At 70.1% G+C, this 17,811-nt stretch carries 15 protein-coding genes; 5 read left to right on the top strand and 10 right to left on the bottom strand.

The features are described 5' to 3' along the window. Positions 1-27 precede the first annotated feature (27 nt). The 4 genes from V5F59_RS21945 (at position 28) to V5F59_RS21930 (ending at position 6,328) form a co-directional block, all read left to right on the top strand. On the top strand, positions 28-1,389 hold the full coding sequence (locus V5F59_RS21945) for a dicarboxylate/amino acid:cation symporter (protein WP_393980789.1): 1,362 nt from the start codon (positions 28-30) through the stop codon (positions 1,387-1,389). Positions 1,390-1,594: 205 nt separating this feature from the next. Beyond that, positions 1,595-2,866 (top strand): chromate efflux transporter, encoded by a 1,272-nt coding sequence (chrA, locus tag V5F59_RS21940; RefSeq protein WP_393980791.1) that lies wholly within the window; start codon positions 1,595-1,597, stop codon positions 2,864-2,866. Positions 2,867-2,927: 61 nt separating this feature from the next. After that, positions 2,928-5,639, top strand: coding sequence for a DUF4118 domain-containing protein (locus tag V5F59_RS21935; protein ID WP_393980793.1), 2,712 nt, complete (start codon positions 2,928-2,930; stop codon positions 5,637-5,639). After that, on the top strand, positions 5,636-6,328 hold the full coding sequence (locus tag V5F59_RS21930) for a response regulator (RefSeq protein WP_393980795.1): 693 nt from the start codon (positions 5,636-5,638) through the stop codon (positions 6,326-6,328). Before V5F59_RS21935 ends, V5F59_RS21930 begins: the two co-directional genes overlap by 4 nt. 57 nt (positions 6,329-6,385) lie before the next feature. On the opposite strand, the gene V5F59_RS21925 is transcribed toward V5F59_RS21930, so the two are convergent. Both V5F59_RS21925 and V5F59_RS21920 read right to left on the bottom strand, forming a co-directional pair. Next, on the bottom strand, positions 6,386-6,865 hold the full coding sequence (locus V5F59_RS21925; RefSeq protein ID WP_393980797.1) for a cyclic nucleotide-binding domain-containing protein: 480 nt from the start codon (positions 6,863-6,865) through the stop codon (positions 6,386-6,388). Between the two features lie 56 nt (positions 6,866-6,921). Then, on the bottom strand, positions 6,922-7,608 hold the full coding sequence (locus V5F59_RS21920) for a response regulator transcription factor (RefSeq protein ID WP_393980799.1): 687 nt from the start codon (positions 7,606-7,608) through the stop codon (positions 6,922-6,924). A 110-nt stretch (positions 7,609-7,718) separates the two neighbouring features. Here V5F59_RS21920 and V5F59_RS21915 point away from each other — a divergent pair, with 110 nt between their 5' ends. Next, positions 7,719-8,276, top strand: coding sequence for a L,D-transpeptidase family protein (locus tag V5F59_RS21915; RefSeq protein ID WP_393980801.1), 558 nt, complete (start codon positions 7,719-7,721; stop codon positions 8,274-8,276). A gap of 19 nt (positions 8,277-8,295) precedes the next feature. Here the strand turns inward: V5F59_RS21915 and V5F59_RS21910 are convergent, their stop codons facing one another. The 8 genes from V5F59_RS21910 to V5F59_RS21875 form a co-directional block, all read right to left on the bottom strand. After that, positions 8,296-10,641 carry a Tex family protein gene (locus tag V5F59_RS21910; protein ID WP_393980803.1) on the bottom strand — a complete coding sequence of 782 codons (2,346 nt, stop codon included), beginning with the start codon at positions 10,639-10,641 and terminating at the stop codon, positions 8,296-8,298. A 357-nt stretch (positions 10,642-10,998) separates the two neighbouring features. Further along, positions 10,999-12,336, bottom strand: a complete 1,338-nt coding sequence (locus tag V5F59_RS21905) for an aspartate aminotransferase family protein (protein WP_393980805.1) — start codon at positions 12,334-12,336, stop codon at positions 10,999-11,001. Between the two features lie 44 nt (positions 12,337-12,380). Further along, positions 12,381-13,364 carry a phosphotransferase enzyme family protein gene (locus V5F59_RS21900; protein WP_393980807.1) on the bottom strand — a complete coding sequence of 328 codons (984 nt, stop codon included), beginning with the start codon at positions 13,362-13,364 and terminating at the stop codon, positions 12,381-12,383. Between the two features lie 10 nt (positions 13,365-13,374). Then, entirely contained in the window at positions 13,375-14,094 is a 720-nt protein-coding gene (locus V5F59_RS21895) for a cysteine hydrolase family protein (protein WP_393980809.1), read from the bottom strand. Then, complete coding sequence (locus V5F59_RS21890) at positions 14,091-14,939, bottom strand: DeoR/GlpR family DNA-binding transcription regulator (RefSeq protein WP_393980811.1); 849 nt, start codon at positions 14,937-14,939, stop codon at positions 14,091-14,093. The genes V5F59_RS21895 and V5F59_RS21890 overlap by 4 nt, the downstream gene beginning before the upstream one ends. Next, positions 14,936-15,736, bottom strand: coding sequence for an ABC transporter permease (locus V5F59_RS21885; RefSeq protein WP_393980813.1), 801 nt, complete (start codon positions 15,734-15,736; stop codon positions 14,936-14,938). The genes V5F59_RS21890 and V5F59_RS21885 overlap by 4 nt, the downstream gene beginning before the upstream one ends. Beyond that, the gene (locus V5F59_RS21880) at positions 15,736-16,695 is read right to left on the bottom strand and encodes an ABC transporter permease (RefSeq protein WP_393980815.1); all 960 of its coding nucleotides are present in this window, start codon (positions 16,693-16,695) and stop codon (positions 15,736-15,738) included. The genes V5F59_RS21885 and V5F59_RS21880 overlap by 1 nt, the downstream gene beginning before the upstream one ends. A 2-nt stretch (positions 16,696-16,697) precedes the next feature. Next, positions 16,698-17,777 (bottom strand): ABC transporter ATP-binding protein, encoded by a 1,080-nt coding sequence (locus V5F59_RS21875; protein WP_393980817.1) that lies wholly within the window; start codon positions 17,775-17,777, stop codon positions 16,698-16,700. Positions 17,778-17,811: the final 34 nt, after the last annotated feature.

Here is a 17,811-nt window from a genome sequence, read left to right as displayed (position 1 = left end):
ACGGCTCCGGCGGAGGAACGAGACTCCATGGCCCCCGCCCTTCCCGCCGCCGCGGCAAAGCACGTGTACCCCGGCAAATTCTACCATCACCTCTATTTCCAGGTGATCGTCGCCATCATCGCCGGCTCCCTGCTCGGCCATTTCTACCCGGATATCGGCGCCAGCCTGAAGCCGCTGGGCGACGCCTTCATCAAGCTCGTGAAGATGGTGATCGCGCCGGTCATCTTCCTCACCGTGGTGACCGGCATCGCCGGCATGCGTGACCTTGGCAAGGTCGGTCGCGTGGCCGGCAAGGCCATGATCTACTTCCTCGCCTTTTCAACCCTCGCCCTCATCATCGGTCTCATCGTGGCCAATGTGGTGCAGCCGGGCGCGGGCCTCGGCATCGATCCCAAGACGCTCGACCCCAAGGCGGTCGCGACCTATGCGGCGAAGGCGCACGATGCCTCCATCATCACCTTCCTGATGGACATCATTCCGTCGACCCCGGTTTCCGCGCTGGCCAACGGCGACATCCTCCAGGTGCTGTTCTTCTCCGTGCTGTTCGGCGTCGCGCTGGGCGGCATCGGCGACTACGGCCAGCCGGTGCTGACGCTGTTCACCTCGGCGTCCCACGCCATGTTCCGCCTGGTGGCCATCGTGATGAAGGCGGCGCCCATCGGAGCGTTCGGCGCCATGGCCTTCACCATCGGCAAGTACGGCATCGGCTCGGTGAAGAACCTCGCCATGCTGATCGCCACCTTCTACCTCACGGCCGCGCTGTTCGTGTTCATCGTCCTGGGGCTGGTGGCGCGCTACAACGGCTTCTCCCTGTGGAAGCTGCTGCGCTACATCCGCGAGGAACTGCTGCTGGTGCTCGGCACCTCGTCCTCCGAGGCGGCCCTGCCGGGCCTCATGCTGAAGATGGAGCGGGCCGGCTGCGCCAAGTCGGTGGTGGGCCTGGTGATCCCCACCGGCTATTCCTTCAACCTCGATGGCACCAACATCTACATGACCCTCGCCGCGCTCTTCATCGCGCAGGCGACCGGCATCCACCTGTCGCTCGAGGAACAGATCCTGCTGCTGCTCGTGGCCATGCTCTCGTCCAAGGGCGCGGCGGGCATCACCGGCGCCGGCTTCATCACCCTGGCGGCGACGCTCTCGGTGGTGCCGTCGGTTCCGGTGGCGGGTCTTGCCCTCATCCTCGGCATCGACCGCTTCATGTCCGAGTGCCGGGCGCTCACCAACTTCATCGGCAATGCGGTGGCCACCATCGTGGTCGCCCGCTGGGAAGGCGAGCTGGACAAGGCGCAGCTGACCCGGGCGCTGAACGGCGAGCCGATCTCCCTCGAGGACGAGTTCGACGAGGGCATCATCTCCACCGTCCCGACCGGCACCCCCGCCGAGTAAGGCCTGCCCTCCGGACCGGTGGGCCTTGCCGGGCCGCGATACGGCGCCGCCGGTCGCGCCCGGCCCTGCGGTTCCTCTTCCGCCACGGGGCCACGGCTGCGCCAGCGCAAGCCGTGGCCCGCATCGTCGAGGGACACGTTCTTGCGGCTTGACGGGCGGCCTTCGCCGGTGACATCCAGACCCGCACGAGGCGGCGGGGCGTACCATGGACGGCAAGGCGGACGCAGGGCGCAGGGCGGCACGGACCCGTGGCACGGTGGGGGAGGTGTTCCTCGCCTTCCTGAAGCTCGGCCTCACCGCCTTCGGCGGGCCGATCGCCCATATCGGCTATTTCCGCGACGCGCTGGTGCTGCGCCGCAAGTGGATCGACGACGAGGGCTTCGCCGATCTCGTCGCCCTGTGCCAATTCCTGCCCGGCCCCGCCTCCAGCCAGCTGGGCTTTGCCCTGGGCATCCTGCGGTCGGGATCGCTTCTCGGGGGGCTCGCCGCCTGGGCGGGCTTCACCTTGCCGTCAGCCATCGCCCTCGTTGCCGCCGCGCTCGGCACCGCCGCGGTCGCTGGCCCCACCTTCGCGGGGGTGCTGCACGGGCTCAAGCTGGTGGCGGTCGCGGTGGTGGCGCAGGCGGTGTGGGGCATGGTGAAGACGCTGACGCCCGACGGCCCGCGCGCCGCCATCGCCCTTGCCGCCGTCGCCCTCCTTGCCTTCGCCGGCGGAACCCTCGCCCAGGTGGCGGCCATCGCCTTCGGCGCCGCTGCGGGGCTGGTGCTGTGCCGTCCGCGGGAACAGGCCCATGACCACAAGTCCGCCCCGGTCCGGGGGACGGCCCGTCAGGTCCTGCCGCATGCGGAGCCGGTGCCCCTGTCCCGACGGACGGGTGCCGTCCTGCTGGCCCTGTTTGCGGTCCTGCTGCTGGTGCCACCGGTGGTGGCCGGCATCACGCACCTGCAGGCCATCCACCTGTTCGATGCCTTCTACCGCTCGGGTGCGCTGGTGTTCGGCGGCGGCCATGTGGTGCTGCCCCTGCTCCAGTCGGAGGTGGTGGCGCCGGGCTGGGTGACGACGGAGCAGTTCCTCGCCGGCTACGGCCTCGCCCAGGCGGTACCGGGGCCGCTCTTCACCTTCGCCGCCTATCTCGGGGCGGTGATGGGGCCTTCCCCCAACGGCATCGCCGGCGCGGCCATCGCCCTGGTGGCGGTGTTCCTGCCCGGCCTCCTGCTGGTGACGGGGATGCTCCCCTTCTGGGGGGATCTGCGGCGGCGGTCGGCGGCGCAGGCGGCCATGCGCGGGGCGAACGCGGCGGTGGTCGGCATCCTCGGCATGGCGCTCTACAGCCCGGTGTTCACCGGTGCGGTGCTCGGGCCGAAGGACTTCGCAGTGGCCCTTGCCGGCTTCCTGCTGCTCACGGTCTGGCGCGTGCCGCCGCTGGCGGTGGTGGTGCTGCTGGGCGCCGCCGGACCCTTCCTCGTCGCGGGCTGACGCCCCACCTTGGATTGCGGGCTGGCTGCGGCAGGGATAAGCCTTTGCCCGAGGTGTCCAGATGCCAGATGAGTTTGACGCCAAGCCGAGGCCCTCCCCGGAGGCGCTGCTGGAGGCGGCCGAGCGCGAACGGCGCGGCCGGCTGAAGATCTTCCTCGGGGCCGCCCCCGGCGTCGGCAAGACCTATGAGATGCTCAGCGCCGCCCGCGCCCGCAAGGCGGACGGGACCGACGTGGTCATCGGCCTCGTCGAGACCCATGGCCGCAAGGAGACGGTGGCTCTCACCGAAGGCTTCGAGATCATCCCCCGCCGCCATGACGCCCACCGCGGCCGCGCGCTGGAGGAGATGGACCTCGACGCGATCCTGGCACGGCGGCCCGCCCTCGTGCTGGTGGACGAGCTTGCCCACACCAATGCGCCAGGCAGCCGCCATGCCAAGCGCTACATGGACGTGGAGGAGCTGCTGGCGGCGGGCATCAGCGTCTATTCCACGCTCAACATCCAGCACCTGGAAAGCCTCAACGACGTGGTCGCCCAGATCACCCGCATCCGCGTGCGTGAGACGGTGCCGGACGCGGTGCTGGAGAAGGCCGACGATATCGAGCTGATCGACCTCACCCCCGATGACCTCATCCAGCGTCTAAAGGATGGCAAGGTCTACGTGCCCGACACGGCGCGCCGGGCCATCGACAATTACTTTTCCGCCGGCAACCTCACCGCCTTGCGCGAGCTCGCCCTGCGGCGCGCCGCGCAGCGGGTGGACGACCAGTTGCTCTCCCACATGCGGGCCCACGCCATCCAGGGCCCCTGGGCCGCGGGCGAGCGGGTGGTGGTGTGCGTGAGCGAGGACCCCCGCAGCGCCAGCCTGGTGCGCTATGCCAAGCGCCTCGCCGACCGGCTGCGCGCGCCCTTCACCGCGCTCTATGTGGAGACGCCGCGCAGCCTGCGGCTCTCGGAAGGCGAGCGCAACCGCATCGCCGAGACCCTGCGCCTCGCCGAACGCCTCGGCGGGGAGGCGGCGACCCTGCCGGGCGGCGGGCGGGTGGCCGACGACGTGATCGGCTATGCGCGCGGCGCCAACGCCACCCACGTGGTGGTGGGCAAGTCCGACCGCTCCCGCTGGTTCGAGATTCTCAACGGCTCGGTGGTGCACGAGCTGGTGCGGAAGGCCGGGAACATTTCCGTCCACGTCATCGCCGGCGAGGAGGGCGGAGGGAGCCCGCCGGACGCGATCCGCGGGCGGGCGGAGGGGGATGCGTTCTCGGTGCCGGCCTATGCCGCCTCCCTCGGCTTCGTGGCGCTGGCGACTCTCGCGGGCTTCGCGCTCCAGCGCATCCTGGCCCTCCAGAACATCGCCCTGGTCTTTCTGACCGCGGTGCTGGTGAGCGCGGTGCGCCTCGGCCTGTGGCCGGCGCTGTTCGCCTCGCTCGCCGGCATGCTGGCGTTCAATTTCTTCTTCATCCCGCCGCTCTACACCTTCACCATCACCGATCCGGAGAACGTGGTCGCCCTGTTCTTCTTCCTGGTGGTGGCGGTGATCGCCTCGAACCTCACCGCCCGCGTGCGCCGGCAGGCGCTGATCGCGCGCGCCCGGGCCAAGACGGCGGAGGACCTCTACCTCTTCGCCCGCAAGCTGGCCGGCGTCGGGGCACTGGACGACCTGCTGTGGGCGACCGTGTTCCAGATGGCCTCCATGCTGAAGGTGCGCGTGGTGCTGCTGCTGCCGGAGGAGGACGGCGGCATTGCCGTGCGCGCCGGCTATCCGCCCGAGGACTTCCTGGACGCGGCCGATCTCGCCGCCGCCCGCTGGGCCTTCGAGAACAACCGCGCGGCCGGGCGCGGCGCCGATACCCTGCCGGGCGCCAAGCGGCTGTTCCTGCCCATGCGCACGGGCCGGGGAGCCGTGGGGGTGATCGGCATCGACCGGGACGGGGAGGGGCCGCCCCTGAACCCGGAACAGCGGCGGCTGCTCGATGCGCTGTCCGACCAGGCGGCTCTCGCGGTGGAGCGCGTGAACCTCGCCTCCGCCATCGAGGCGGCACGCGTGGCGGCGGAGGCGGACCGGCTGCGCTCGGCGCTGCTCACCTCCATCTCCCACGACCTCAAGACGCCGCTTGCCGCCATCATGGGCGCGGCGGGCACGTTGCGGGATTTTTCCGGCGGGCTCGGCGAGCCGGCGCGGGCGGAGCTGCTCTCCACCATCGAGGACGAGGCCGGACGGCTCAACCGCTTCATCGCCAACCTGCTGGACATGACGCGGCTCGAGGCCGGGGCGGTGGCGCCCAATGCTGCCTTCTGCGACGTCTCCGAGATCGTCGGCACCGCGCTGCGCCGCGGTGAGGCGATGCTGAAGCACCACCTCGTGGACATCCGCATCGCCCCGGACCTGCCCATGCTGAAGGTGGACCCGGTGCTGTTCGAGCAGGTGCTGTTCAACCTGCTCGACAACGCGGCAAAATACGCGCCCGCGGGCTCCGTGGTGCGCATCGCGGCTGCGCGGCAGGGCGGGGCGGTGGCCCTCGACATCGAGGACGAGGGCCCCGGAATTCCGGTGGAGGACCGCGAGCGCGTGTTCGATCCCTTCTATCGCGTCAGCAAGGGCGACCGGGTGCGGCCCGGCACCGGGCTCGGGCTCGCCATCTGCCGCGGCTTCGTGGAGGCCATGGGTGGCACCATCGTCGCGGACGCAGGCCCGGGCGGGCGGCGGGGCGCATGTTTCCGCATCCTGATGCCGGTGGAGCCGATCCCGGTCCCGGCGGAGGCTTCAGCGTGAGTGGCGCGCAGCTCAACATCCTGGTGGTGGACGACGAGCCGGCCATCCGCCGTCTCCTGGTCACCGGCCTCGGCACCCAGGGCTATCGGGTGACCGGCGCGGCGACGGGTGGGGAGGCGCTGGCGGCGGTGGCGGCCGAGCCGCCGGATCTCGTCCTGCTCGACCTCGGCCTGCCGGACCTCGGCGGGCAGGACCTGCTACGCCGCTGGCGGGACAGCGGGCTGGAAGCGCCGGTGGTGGTGCTGTCCAGCCGAACCGACGAGGCGGGGATCGTGGAGGCCCTCGACCTCGGCGCCGACGATTATGTGACCAAGCCCTTCGGCATGAACGAGCTGGTGGCCCGCATCCGCGTCGCCCTGCGCCATCGCCTGCAGACCCAGGGAGAACGGCCCTTGTTCCGCCTCGGCGACCTCAGCGTCGACCTCGTGCGCCGGATCGTGCGGCTCGGCGAGGAGGAGGTGAAGCTCTCGCCCAAGGAATACGACATCCTGCGCCTGCTCATCCAGCATGCGGGGAAGGTGCTCACCCATGCCTTCATCATGCAGAAGGTGTGGGGCCATGCGCAGGACGTGCAGCACCTGCGCGTGTTCGTGCGCCAGCTGCGGCAGAAGCTCAGGGACGATCCCGAGCAGCCGCGCTACATCCGCACCGAGACCGGCGTCGGCTATCGCCTGAAGGCGCCGGACTGAGCGCGCCTCCGGGGGCGGACCCCATCGGCTCATGATCCTGTCTGCTCGGATCGCGCTCTAGCGACGGCGGCGCTGGCGCTGGTCCTCCAGCTTCAGGCGCACGGAATCGAGGGCGCGGATGGTGTCGTCGAGCCGCTTGGCGATGGTGCGCCGCAGCTTCGTGGCCGCCTCGGGATGGCGCTCCAGCACGCGCAGGAAGGCGGCGCGGGCAATGAACTTCAGCACCGTCGGTTCGGAGGCGACGGCGGTGGCGGGCCGGGGCGTTTCCACCATGAGGGCGGTCTCGCCGATGAGCGCGCCGGGCCCCACCTCCTTCAGCAGACGCTTCGCCCGCGATTTCGTCTCGTCCGAGAAGCGGATGCGGCCGGAGGCCACCACATAGGCCCCGTCCGACGCCTCACCCTGGTGGAACAGGGTCTCGCCCGCGGCGAGCGTCCGCTCGGCGGCGACGGCGGCGAGCGTGTGCAACGCGTCATCTGCGAGCATGTCGAAGGTGGCGACCGCCCGCAGCAGCGCGATGTCCTTCTCGATGCTCACCGACGGCGTTTCCTTGTTGCGACGAAGACGGGGGGACTGCGGGGGCCGGCGGCGGCTCAGGGAACGAGCTTGTAGCCTCCGGCCTGGGTGGCGAGCAAAGTGGGGTTGGAAGGGTCGGGCTCGATCTTTTGCCTGAGGCGGTAGATGTGGGTTTCCAGAGTATGCGTGGTGACGCCGGAATTGTAACCCCAGACCTCCTGCAGCAGCGTCTCCCGCGGGACCGGCGTCTTTCCGGCCCGGTAGAGATAGCGCAGGATCGCTGTTTCCTTCTCGGTGAGGCGGATCTTCGAGCCGCGCTCGGTGAGCAGCAGCTTGGCGCCGGGCCGGAAGGAATAGGGTCCGATGGCGAACACCGCATCCTCGCTCGCCTCGTGGGAGCGCATCTGCGCCCGCAGGCGGGCCAGCAGCACCGCGAAGCGGAACGGCTTGACGATGTAGTCGTTGGCCCCGGCTTCCAGGCCCATGATGGTGTCGCTGTCCGTGTCGTGCCCGGTCAGCATCAGGATGGGCGCCTTGAAGCCGTTGCGGCGGATCTGCCGTACCGCGTCGCGCCCGTCCATGTCGGGCAGGCCCACGTCCATGATGACGAGGTCCACGCTGCCGTTCTTTGCCTGCTCGATGGCGCCGGCGGCCGTGTCCGCGCCGACGGGCTCGAACTCGTCCTGGAGCGCGAGCTGCTCGATCAGGGCATCGCGCAGCTCCGGGTCGTCTTCGACCACCAGGATTTTCCACGCATTGGCCATCAATTCCTCCTGCGCCCTTGCAGGCGAGCGAATCGCGCAAGTACAGCATGCCCATGGCTGTGCGCAAATTTCCATCTGATGATGGGCATTTGTAGGTATTGGATTACGTCATGACGGCTCGATATCCTGTGGGCATCTCGCGAATCGCTGTCCGCCGCCGGCCGGGCGCGGTCCATCTGGGCCTGCTGCGCGCCGGGGGGCTGGTGCTGCCGGTGGCCATCGGCCGTGCCGGAACCGGCTTCGACAAGCATGAGGGCGACGGCCGCACGCCCGCCGGAAGCTGGCGCATTCTCAAGGTGCTGTATCGCCCGGACCATGGCCCGCGCCCGGTGACGCGCCTTCCGGTGGCGCCGATTCGCCCCGGCGACGGCTGGTGTGACGAGGTCGGTGACCGCCGCTACAACAGGGCCGTGCGGCTCCCGCTTGGCGGTCCACGCCCGGTGTCCCACGAGCGCATGTGGCGGGAGGATGAGGTGTATGACCTGGTCCTCATCCTCGACCACAACGCACGCCCGCGGGTCAGCGGGCGCGGCTCGGCGGTGTTCATCCATCTGGCGCGGCAGGGGTTTTCCCCCACCGCCGGGTGCGTGGCGCTCAGGCGCGCAGACCTGCGGCGGCTCCTCGCCCGCCTCGCGCCCGGCGCCCGGCTGGTGGTGGAGCACGGGTAGGGCGCCGGGGCGCCCGGCCTCACTGGCCCTTGCGCCGCATGGCGTCGAGCAGTGCTGCGCCGAAGGCGCCCTGGCTGGGTTTTTCCTTCGGCGTGGGGCCGCGGCGCTGGTCGTTGCCGCGGGGCTGGTCGGGCCGGGCGGTGCCGCCGGAGGGACGCGCGCCGCCCGCATCGTCCTTGCGCATGGAGAGGGCGATGCGCTTCCTCTTCGCGTCCACGTCCACCACGCGGACCTTGACGACATCGCCGGCTTTGACGACTTCGTGTGGATCCTTCACGAAGCGGTCCGCCAGCGCCGAGACGTGGACGAGCCCGTCCTGGTGCACGCCAATGTCAACGAACGCGCCGAATGCGGCCACGTTGGTCACCGTGCCCTCCAGCACCATGCCGGGCCTGAGGTCGCTGAGCGTGTTGACACCTTCGGCGAAGGAGGCCGTCTTGAACGCCGGGCGCGGGTCGCGGCCGGGCTTCTCCAGCTCGGTGAGGATGTCGCGCACGGTGGGCAGGCCGAAGCGCTCGTCCACGAAGGCGCGCGGGTCGAGCGCCTTGAGCGCGGCCGTATCCCCCATCAATGCCCGCACGTCGCGCCCGCAGGCGGAGACGATCTTCTTGGCGAGGTCGTAGGCTTCCGGGTGCACGGCGGAGGCGTCGAGGGGCTCGGCGCCGTCCGGGATGCGCAGGAAGCCGGCGGCCAGCTCGAAGGTGCGCGGACCAAGGCGGGCGACCTTGAGCAATTCCTTGCGGGTCTTGAACGCGCCGACCGAATTGCGGTGGGCGACGATGGCCTCAGCCAGCGACGCGCCGAGGCCCGACACGCGGGCGAGCAAAGAGGCGGAAGCGGTGTTGAGGTCGACGCCCACCGCGTTCACCGCGTCTTCCACCACGGCGTCGAGGGCCTTGGCGAGGCGGGCCTGATCCACGTCGTGCTGGTACTGGCCGACGCCGATGGCCTTGGGCTCGATCTTCACCAGCTCCGCCAGCGGGTCCTGCAGCCGGCGGGCGATGGAGACGGCGCCGCGCAGGGACACGTCGATGTCCGGCATCTCGGCGGCGGCGGTGGCGGAGGCGGAATAGACCGAGGCGCCGGCCTCGCTCACCACCACCTTGATGGGCTTTTTACCTTCCGCGTCCGGCGGCAGGGCGGCGAGGAGGTCAGCCGCCAGCTTGTCGGTCTCGCGGCTCGCCGTGCCGTTGCCGATGGCGATCAGCTCCACATTGTGCCGGCGGATGAGGTGCGCCAGCTCCGCCATGGCGCCCTGCACGTCGTTGCGCGGCTGGAAGGGATAGACGGTGCTGGTCCCCAGCAGCTTGCCGGTGCCGTCCACCACCGCCACCTTCACGCCGGTGCGGATGCCGGGGTCGAGGCCCATGGTGGCGCGCGAGCCGGCCGGGGCCGCGAGCAGCAGATCCTTGAGGTTGCGGGCGAAGACGCGGATGGCCTCTTCCTCGGCCCGTTCGCGCATCTCGCCCATCAGCTCCACGGTGAGGTGGAGCGAGAGCTTCACCCGCCACGCCCAGCGGGCCACCTCCAGCAGGAAGCCGTCGGCCGGCGCGCCATTGGCGAGGGGAATGTCATAGGCCTCGGCGACGATGCGCTCGGCGGGCTTCACCGGGGCGGTGGCGTCCTCGTCCACCACCAGGTCGAGGGTCAGCATCTCCTCGTTGCGGCCGCGCAGCATGGCGAGCACGCGGTGGCTCGGGGCAGTGGCCCATTTCTCCGAATGGTCGAAATAGTCGCGGAACTTGGCGCCCGCCTCCTCCTTGCCCTCGGCGACCTTCGCCTTGAGCACGGCTGAGGCCTTCATGTGGCCGCGCAGGCGGCCAACGAGGTCGGCATTCTCCGCGAAGGTCTCCACCAGGATGTCCCGCGCGCCGTCGAGGGCCGCCTTGATGTCCGCCACCTGCTCGTTGAGGAAGGCGGCCGCGCGCTCGGCCGGCGCCACCGAGCGGTCGGCGAGGATGGCCTCGGCGAGCGGCCCGAGGCCCTTCTCGCGGGCGATCTCCGCCTTGGTGCGGCGCTTGGGCTTGTAGGGGAGGTAGAGGTCCTCCAGCTCGGCCTTGGTGGTGGCCGCCTCGATCTTTCCGCGCAGCTCGTCGGAGAGCTTGCCCTGCCCGTCGATGGAGGTGAGCACGCTGGCGCGCCGGGCTTCCAGCTCGCGCAGATAGGAGAGGCGCTCTTCCAGCGTGCGCAGCTGGGTGTCGTCGAGGCCGCCCGTCACTTCCTTGCGGTAGCGGGCGATGAACGGAACCGTGGCGCCTTCGTCGATGAGGGAGACGGCGGACGTGACCTGCGCCGGGCGGGCGCCGATCTCGGCGGCGATGATGCGGGCGATGGCTTCAGCGTTTCCCTGCGGTGCGGCGGCCATGGGGTCTCCTTTGCTTCGGGGGCACGCCCATAGCCCAGGGATGCGGCGCTGTCACGGCGGGGGTGGATGGGGAGGTATTATATTGGGTTTGCGTGGGCGCGCCCCGGTTCCCCTGACCAGCGACACCGAAGGGGGAGCGCCGATCCGGGACCCAGGGGAGAAATCGGCGAAGCCGGCTTTATCTTCAGCGCTTTCCGCTCAAGCCGCCTCCGGCGCATCCTTGCGCTGGGCCCCGGCTCTCCTTCCACTGCGCTGACGCTTCGTTTCAGTCGGCCGGGGGCGCGCGGGTGGTTTCTCAAGCCGGGGGATGACGGCGGGGGCAGTCCTTCGGATGTCCGGGCGGCAGGAACGGGCGCGTCACGCCGCGAGGATCTTCTCCATCGCGTCGGCGAACCGGTCTGCCTCGTCCAGCGTGAGGCACAGCGGCGGGCGCACCTTCAGCACGTGGCCGAGGGGGCCGGCGGCGCCGATGAGGATGCCGTCTTCCCGGAGCGCGTTGATGAGGGCGCTGGCGCCCTCGGCATCCGGCGCGCCGGTGCCCGCCGAGACGATCTCGACGCCCAGATAGAGCCCCGCTCCGCGCACCTCGCCGATGGCCGGGCAGCGCGCACGGGCGGCGGTCAGGCGCTCGACGATGCGTCCGCCCACCACGCGCGCATTCTCCATCAGCCCGTCCTCGGCGATGGCGCCGAGCACCGCGAGCCCGGCCGCGCTCGCCACCGGATTGCCGCCGAAGGTGTTGAAATAGCCGAATGCGTCGGCGAAGCGCTGGAGCAGGTCCGGCCGGGTGACGACGCCGCCCAAGGGAAAGCCGTTGCCCATGGGCTTGCCCATGGTCACCACGTCCGGCACCACGCCGTGGCGGGCGAAGCCCCACATGTGGGTGCCGGTGCGGGCGAAGCCCGGCTGCACCTCGTCGGCGATGACCATGCCGCCCGCCGCCCGCGCCGCCGCGAAGGCCGGGGCGAGGAAGCCGGGCGGGTCCGCATAGACGCCGTCCGAGGAGAAGATGCTGTCCACCAGCAGGCCGGCGAAGGGGATCCCCTCCGCCGCCATGGCCTGCGCCGCGGCGGTGATGGCGGCGGCGAAGCCCGCGCCCACGTCCGCGCCATAGTGCCGGGGATGGGGCGGCGGCACGGCCCGCACATAAGCCGGCGGCGTCCCGCGCTTATAGGAGGAGGGGGAGACCTCCGTCACCGCCAGCGTGTTGCCGTGATAGGCCGTCTCGGTGACGACGATGCCCTGCCCGCCGGTCGCCCCGCGGATGAGGCGCAGGGCAAGGTCGTTGCTCTCCGACCCGGTGCAGGTGAAGGCGACGTTGGTGAGGGGCGCGGGGAAATGCGCGAGCAGGCGCTCGGCATAGTCATGCACCTCGTCGAACAGATAGCGGGTGTGGATGTTGTAGCGCCCCATCTGGCGGGAGACGGCCTCCACCACCTTCGGATGGCAATGCCCCACGGAGGGAACGTTGTTGTAGAGGTCGAGATAGGAACGCCCGTCGGCAGTGAAGATGCGCGCGCCCTTCGCCCCGACGATGTGCAGCGGCCGCTCGTAGAACAGCACCGAGGTGGCGCCGAAATTCCTGCCGCGCCGCGCCACGAGGTCGGCGACATCGGCGGGCAGCGGCGCTTCGGCATCGGCGGCGAAGGCGTTGAGCGCGAGGATCTGCTTCTTCTGCCGCGTCGTCTGGCCCATTGTCTTCACCTCGTTCTTTTCATGTCTTCGTTTCGCCGGCGCCATCACCCGTGACGGGCGAGGAAGGCCTCGGCGAGGGTCAGCGTTCCCTGCGTGTAGGAAACGCCCATGCTCTGGGCGGTGGGCGTCTCCGCGTGGGAGACCACCCAGGCGGTGAGCAGGATGCGGCGGAGCATCACGAACAGGTCGAGCTGCGCCTCGGCATCGGCGGGCAGGGGCGCCGCGGCGGCGTAGCCTTCCAGCCAGGCGGCCTTCAGGACCGGCACATAGGGCTCATGCTCCAGGAAGGAGATGGCGGCGGCGAAATCGTAGAGGAACCAGGAGAAGCCGCAGTCGTCGAAATCGATGAGCGCGAGGCGCTCCCCGTCCACCAGCAGGTTGGCGAGCCGCAGGTCCGCATGGACGAGGCCGAAGCTCTCCGGCCGGTCGAGGGGGGCGAGCTTTTCCTTCAGCACCGCCGCCGTGCGCTCCAGCAGGGCGCGGCCCGCCGCATCGAGGCCGAGGGCGGCGCGGAAGTCGCCCCACAGGGGCTTGTCGCCCAGCGTGCTCTCGAAGTTCCAGACCTTGCGGGTGAAGCCCTCCGGCCGCGTCCAGCTGCGCGCATGGGCGTGCAGGCGGGCGTGGATGGCGCCGAGGTGCCGGAACCAGGCGGCGAGGTCCTCGCCTTCCGCCGGCTCGCTGCCGGGCAGGAACTCGAACGCCACCACGTGGCGGGTGATGCCGTCATCGTCAATGTCGGCGATGAGGCTGCCGTCCATGAGCGGAATGGGCCGGGGCGTCGTCACCACGGCGTCGGCGCGCAGGGCCTCGATCCAGGCGAGCTCCGAGGCGATCTCCGCCCGGCTGTGGTAGCCCGGCCGGTGGACGCGGAACACGAGGTTGCCGAGCGCCTTGTCGGTGACGCGGAAGGTGGCGTTCTCGGAGATGGTGAGGAGCTTCACCTGCGCATCACGCGCGACGCCCCAGCGGGGCAGCGCCGCGCGCACGCCGTTCTCGAGCCGGGAGAGGAAGGTTTCGTCGTAGAGCACGGGCGTTCCCTCAGGACTTGTCCGGCGCCGCGAGCGCCTTGAATTCATCGAGCCGCATGACGTTGCAGTAGATCATGTTGAGGATGTCGAGCTCGGCGTCGTGCAGCGCCATGGAGGCGGCGGCGCAGCAATCCTCCAGCACGATCACGTCGAAGCTCTCGTCCGCCAGCGAGCGCACGGTGGAGGCGACGCACTGGTCGGTGAAGATGCCCGCGCACACCACCGTGCGGACGCCGAGATTGTGGAGCACGAGGCGCAGATTGGTGCCGGTCAGGGCGCTGTCGGTGGTCTTGGTGACGATGATCTCGTCGCCTTGCGGCGCCACGGCGGCGACGATCTGGCTCGCGTGCTCGTCCTTCGGCAGCAGCAGGTTGTTGAAGCCCGGCTTCTTCTGGCTCAGCGAGCGCTCGCGCCCGTTCGTCGTGGCGCAGGCGATGCGGGCGTGCAGGCACTCCATGCCCCGGCCACGGAAGAAGGCGAGGGCGTCCGCGATGTTGGGGATCACCACCTCGCGCATGCGGTCGTGGAAGGGTGTCCAGGCGTCGTAATGGGCCTGCTCGCCCGCCGGCACGTCGCTGCGGGCGGGGCGCTCCACATAGGTGTTCTGCACGTCGATGACGAGGAACGCGGTCGCCTCCGGGACGATCACCGGGTCGTCCGGTGCGGGCGCGGCGGCGTAATAGAGCGAGCGGTGGCGCTGCTTCCAGCCGGACAGGGCGGGTGACGTCATGCCTCGCTCCTCTTCGGGGCGACGGTCACCTCCACGCGGCCCCGCTCCAGCGCGCGGGCGATGGCGAAGGCGGGGGCCTCATCCGTCACGAGGCGCTTCACGTCGTGCCAGCGGCCCCAGATGGCGAGCGACTGCTGGGAGAACTTGGTGTGGTCCGCCACCGCGATGGTCTCGATGGCGCGCAGCATCATGGCCTTGTAGACCGAGGCGGCGTCCGCCTCCGCGTCCGAGAGGCCCTCCGCGGTGATGCCCGAGGCGCCGAGGATGGCCCAGTTGGCGTTGTAGGACTGGAGGAACTCCACCGTCTCCGCCCCCACCATCATGCCCTCGCGGCCGTTGTAGCGGCCGGGGCACATGAGCACGGTGATGGTGGGGTTCGCGGCCAGCACGGTCGCCACCGAGAAGGAATGGGTGATGACCGTGATGTCGCGGCACACCGCCGCCATGCGCCGCGCCACGTGGGTGGTGGTGGCGCCGGCGCCGATGGCCACCACCTCGTTGGGCTTGATGAAGGTCGCGGCGGCGGCGGCGATGGCCTCGCGCTCCTCCACCATCATGCGGTGGCGCTCGCTCACCGAGGGCTCGGTGCCGAGCGGGCGCACCGCCCCGCCGTAGGTGCGGTTGATGAGGCCCTTCTCGGAGAGCTCGAACAGGTCGCGCCGGATGGTCTCGGTGGAGACGCCGAGCTCGGCCGCGAGCTCCGACACGCGCAGGGTGGAGCAGGCCATCAGCTCCGAGACGATGCGCTCGTGCCGCGCCCTCTTGGAGAGGCGGCCCACGCCCTCCGGTGCCGCCCCCTCCGGTGCCGTGTCCGGTGCCGCTTCGTTCACATCATCCGCCATCATGCCGCCCGCCATTTGCGCAGCGCGATCCCCACGAGCCCGCCGCCGAGCAGCACAAGGGCGGCGGCGAGCGTCGCCATGGTGCCCAGCGCCGGGACCATGGGCGTGTAGCCCGCCACCATCTTGGCATAGAGCCATTTGGGCACGGTGGAATCCGCCCCGGCAGTATAGAGCGAGAGGGGGAAGTTGCCCCAGGACAGCAGGAAGGCGAACAGGGCGCCGGACCAGATGCCCGGCCACAGGATGGGCAGCGTCACGTTGCGCAGCACCTGCAGCCGGCTCGCGCCGAGGTCGAAGGCGGCTTCCTCCAGCGTCGGGTCGAAGCCATAGACCTTGATGGCGATGACCAGCGTCACCACCGGCACGATCCACACGAGGTGGGCGAACACCGCGGTGAGCCACGAGGTGGTGATGCCCAGCGCCGAGAAGGCGAGCAGCAGGGCGAGCCCCAGCACCGGCTGCGGGAAGAAGACGGGGAGCAGGATGAGCTTCTGGTAGAGCCGCCGGCCCTTCCAGTCGTAGCGGGCGAAGGCGAGGGCGCCGAAGAAGGCGAGCACCACGGAAACCACCGTCACCAGCGCCGCCACCGCCAGCGAGTTCCGCACGATCATGCCGATCTCGATGGAATCCGCCGTCTTCTCCCACCATTCGGTGGAGAAGGCGCGGATGGGGAAGGCGAAGTAGCGGCCCTTGGTGAAGCTCGCCAGCGCCACGCAGGCGATGGGCAGATAGACGAGCACCCCGACGATGACGGTCCACGTGGCGATGAACACGCGGGTGCGCAGCTTGTCCTGTTCCATCAGCGCCTCCCCAGCAGCCGGTCGAGATCGAGGCGGGCGAAGACGAGGAGCGTCAGCGCGCCGATGAAGGCCGTCACCAGCACCGCCAGCGCCGAGCCGAGCGGCCAGTTCTGCGCGTAGGTGAAGGCGATCTCGATGTCGTGGGAGATGACGATCACCGACTGGCCGCCGAGGATCTTGGCCTCCGACACCGCGCCGATGGCGAGCACGAAGGTGAGCAGCATGCCGATGAGGATGCCCGGCATGGCCAGCGGCACCTCCACCTCGCGCCAGATCTGGAAGCGGTTGGCGCCGAGGTCGCGGGCGGCGTCGATGAGGTCGCGCGGCACCATGGAGAGGCCGAGCGTGAGCGGGAACAGCATGAACGGCAGATAAGTGTAGACCATGCCCGCCAGGATCATCCCCGGCGTGTAGAGCACCGCCGGCGCGCCCTCGAGCCCGAGCCATTTCAGCGTGCCGTCCAGCACCCCGTTCTTGATGAAGAACAGCACCCAGCCGTAGAGCCGCACGTTCTCCGACACGAACAGCGGGAACACGAACAGCACCGAGACCAGGGACGACCAGCGCCCGAACAGGAAGGCGAGCCCGTAGGCGATGGGATAGGCCACCACCGCGAGGATGGCGCAGGTGAAGAGGGCGAGGCCGATGGACCAGGCGAAGGAGAGCCACACCGTGTTCGAGGGCGAGAACAGCTCCGCATAATTCGCCAGCGAGAAGGCGCGGAACACGTCGAACGAGCGGGGCGGGGCGAAGGAATAGGCGAAGATGGCGACGAGGGGCGCCAGGAAGCCGAGGGCGAGGAGAACCGCCACCGGCAGCGCGCAGCGCGCCCCGGCGGCGGCCCACAGCCCGGCGAGCCGGCCCGACAGGGGGGAGCGGACCGGGCGGGCCGGGGGTGCGGCGGCGGAGGACAAGGGCGAGGGGGAGAGGGGGGAGGGGGACACGGCGGCTTCGCGCATGCTCAGCCCTTCACCGAGATGGCGTCGCGGACATCCCAGCCGAGCCGCACGTTGCGGTTGGCGGCGGCGTCGAGCGCGTTGGCGCGGGAGAGCTCCACCAGCATCACCTTATCGCCCACCCGCACCTGGTACTGGATGCGCGAGCCGAGCGAGTATTCGTTGTAGACGACGCCCTCCAGCGCATTGTCCGCCTGTTCGCCGTCCTTGAGGAAGCGCATGTATTCCGGGCGGATGACCACGAAGGTGGAGGTGGCGTCCGGAGTGTCGGCGGGCGGCGCGGCGGCAAACGTCCCGGGCACGTCCACCCCCGCCCAGGCGGCGCCGGCGCGCTTCAGCTCGATGACGTTCACCTCGCCCACGAACTCGCCCACGAAGCGGTCGGCGGGGGCGGTGTAGATCTCCTCCGGCGTGCCCACCTGCACGAGGCGCCCGGCGCGCATCACGCCGATGCGGTCGGACATCACCATCGCCTCCTCCAGGGAGTGGGTGATGTAGATGAAGGTCTTGCCGGTCTCCCGGTGCAGGTCCTTCAGTTCCTTCTCCAGCACCTTCTTGAGCTTGTAGTCGATGGCGGAGAGCGGCTCGTCGAAGAACAGCACCTCCGGGTCGTAGGCGAGCGCGCGGGCCAGCGCCACGCGCTGGCGCTCGCCGCCGGAGCATTTCATGACGTTCTTGCCGTAATAGCTCGCCGGCAGGCGGACGATGGCCATCAGCTCCAGCGCGCGGGCCTTGCGGACGGCGGCATCCACGCCGCGCATCTTCAGCGGGAACTCGATGTTCTGGCCCACGCTCATGTGCGGGAACAGGGCCAGCGACTGGAACACGAGGCAGGTGGGCCTGCGGTTCGGCGGCAGGTCGTTGATGCGCGCGCCATGGAGGGTGATGTTGCCCTCGCTCGGCGCCTCCATGCCCGCGAGCATGCGCAGCAGCGTCGTCTTGCCCGAGCCGGAGGGCCCGACGATGGTGAAGAACTCCCCCTCCATGATGTCGAGGTCGATCTTCTCCACGGCGGCGAGGTCGTTGAACGTCTTGCGCACGCCCACGAGCTGGAGGATCGGCTTGCTGTCCCTGGTCTCGGTCATCTCGTCACCCGCACGCCTTGCTTCAAGGGCTGCT

It is taken from the genome of Xanthobacter nonsaccharivorans (assembly GCF_043194755.2).
Taxonomy (GTDB): domain Bacteria; phylum Pseudomonadota; class Alphaproteobacteria; order Rhizobiales; family Xanthobacteraceae; genus Xanthobacter; species Xanthobacter autotrophicus_G.
Note: the sequence above shows the minus strand (reverse complement) of the source record. Positions and strands in the feature narration are given on the sequence as shown.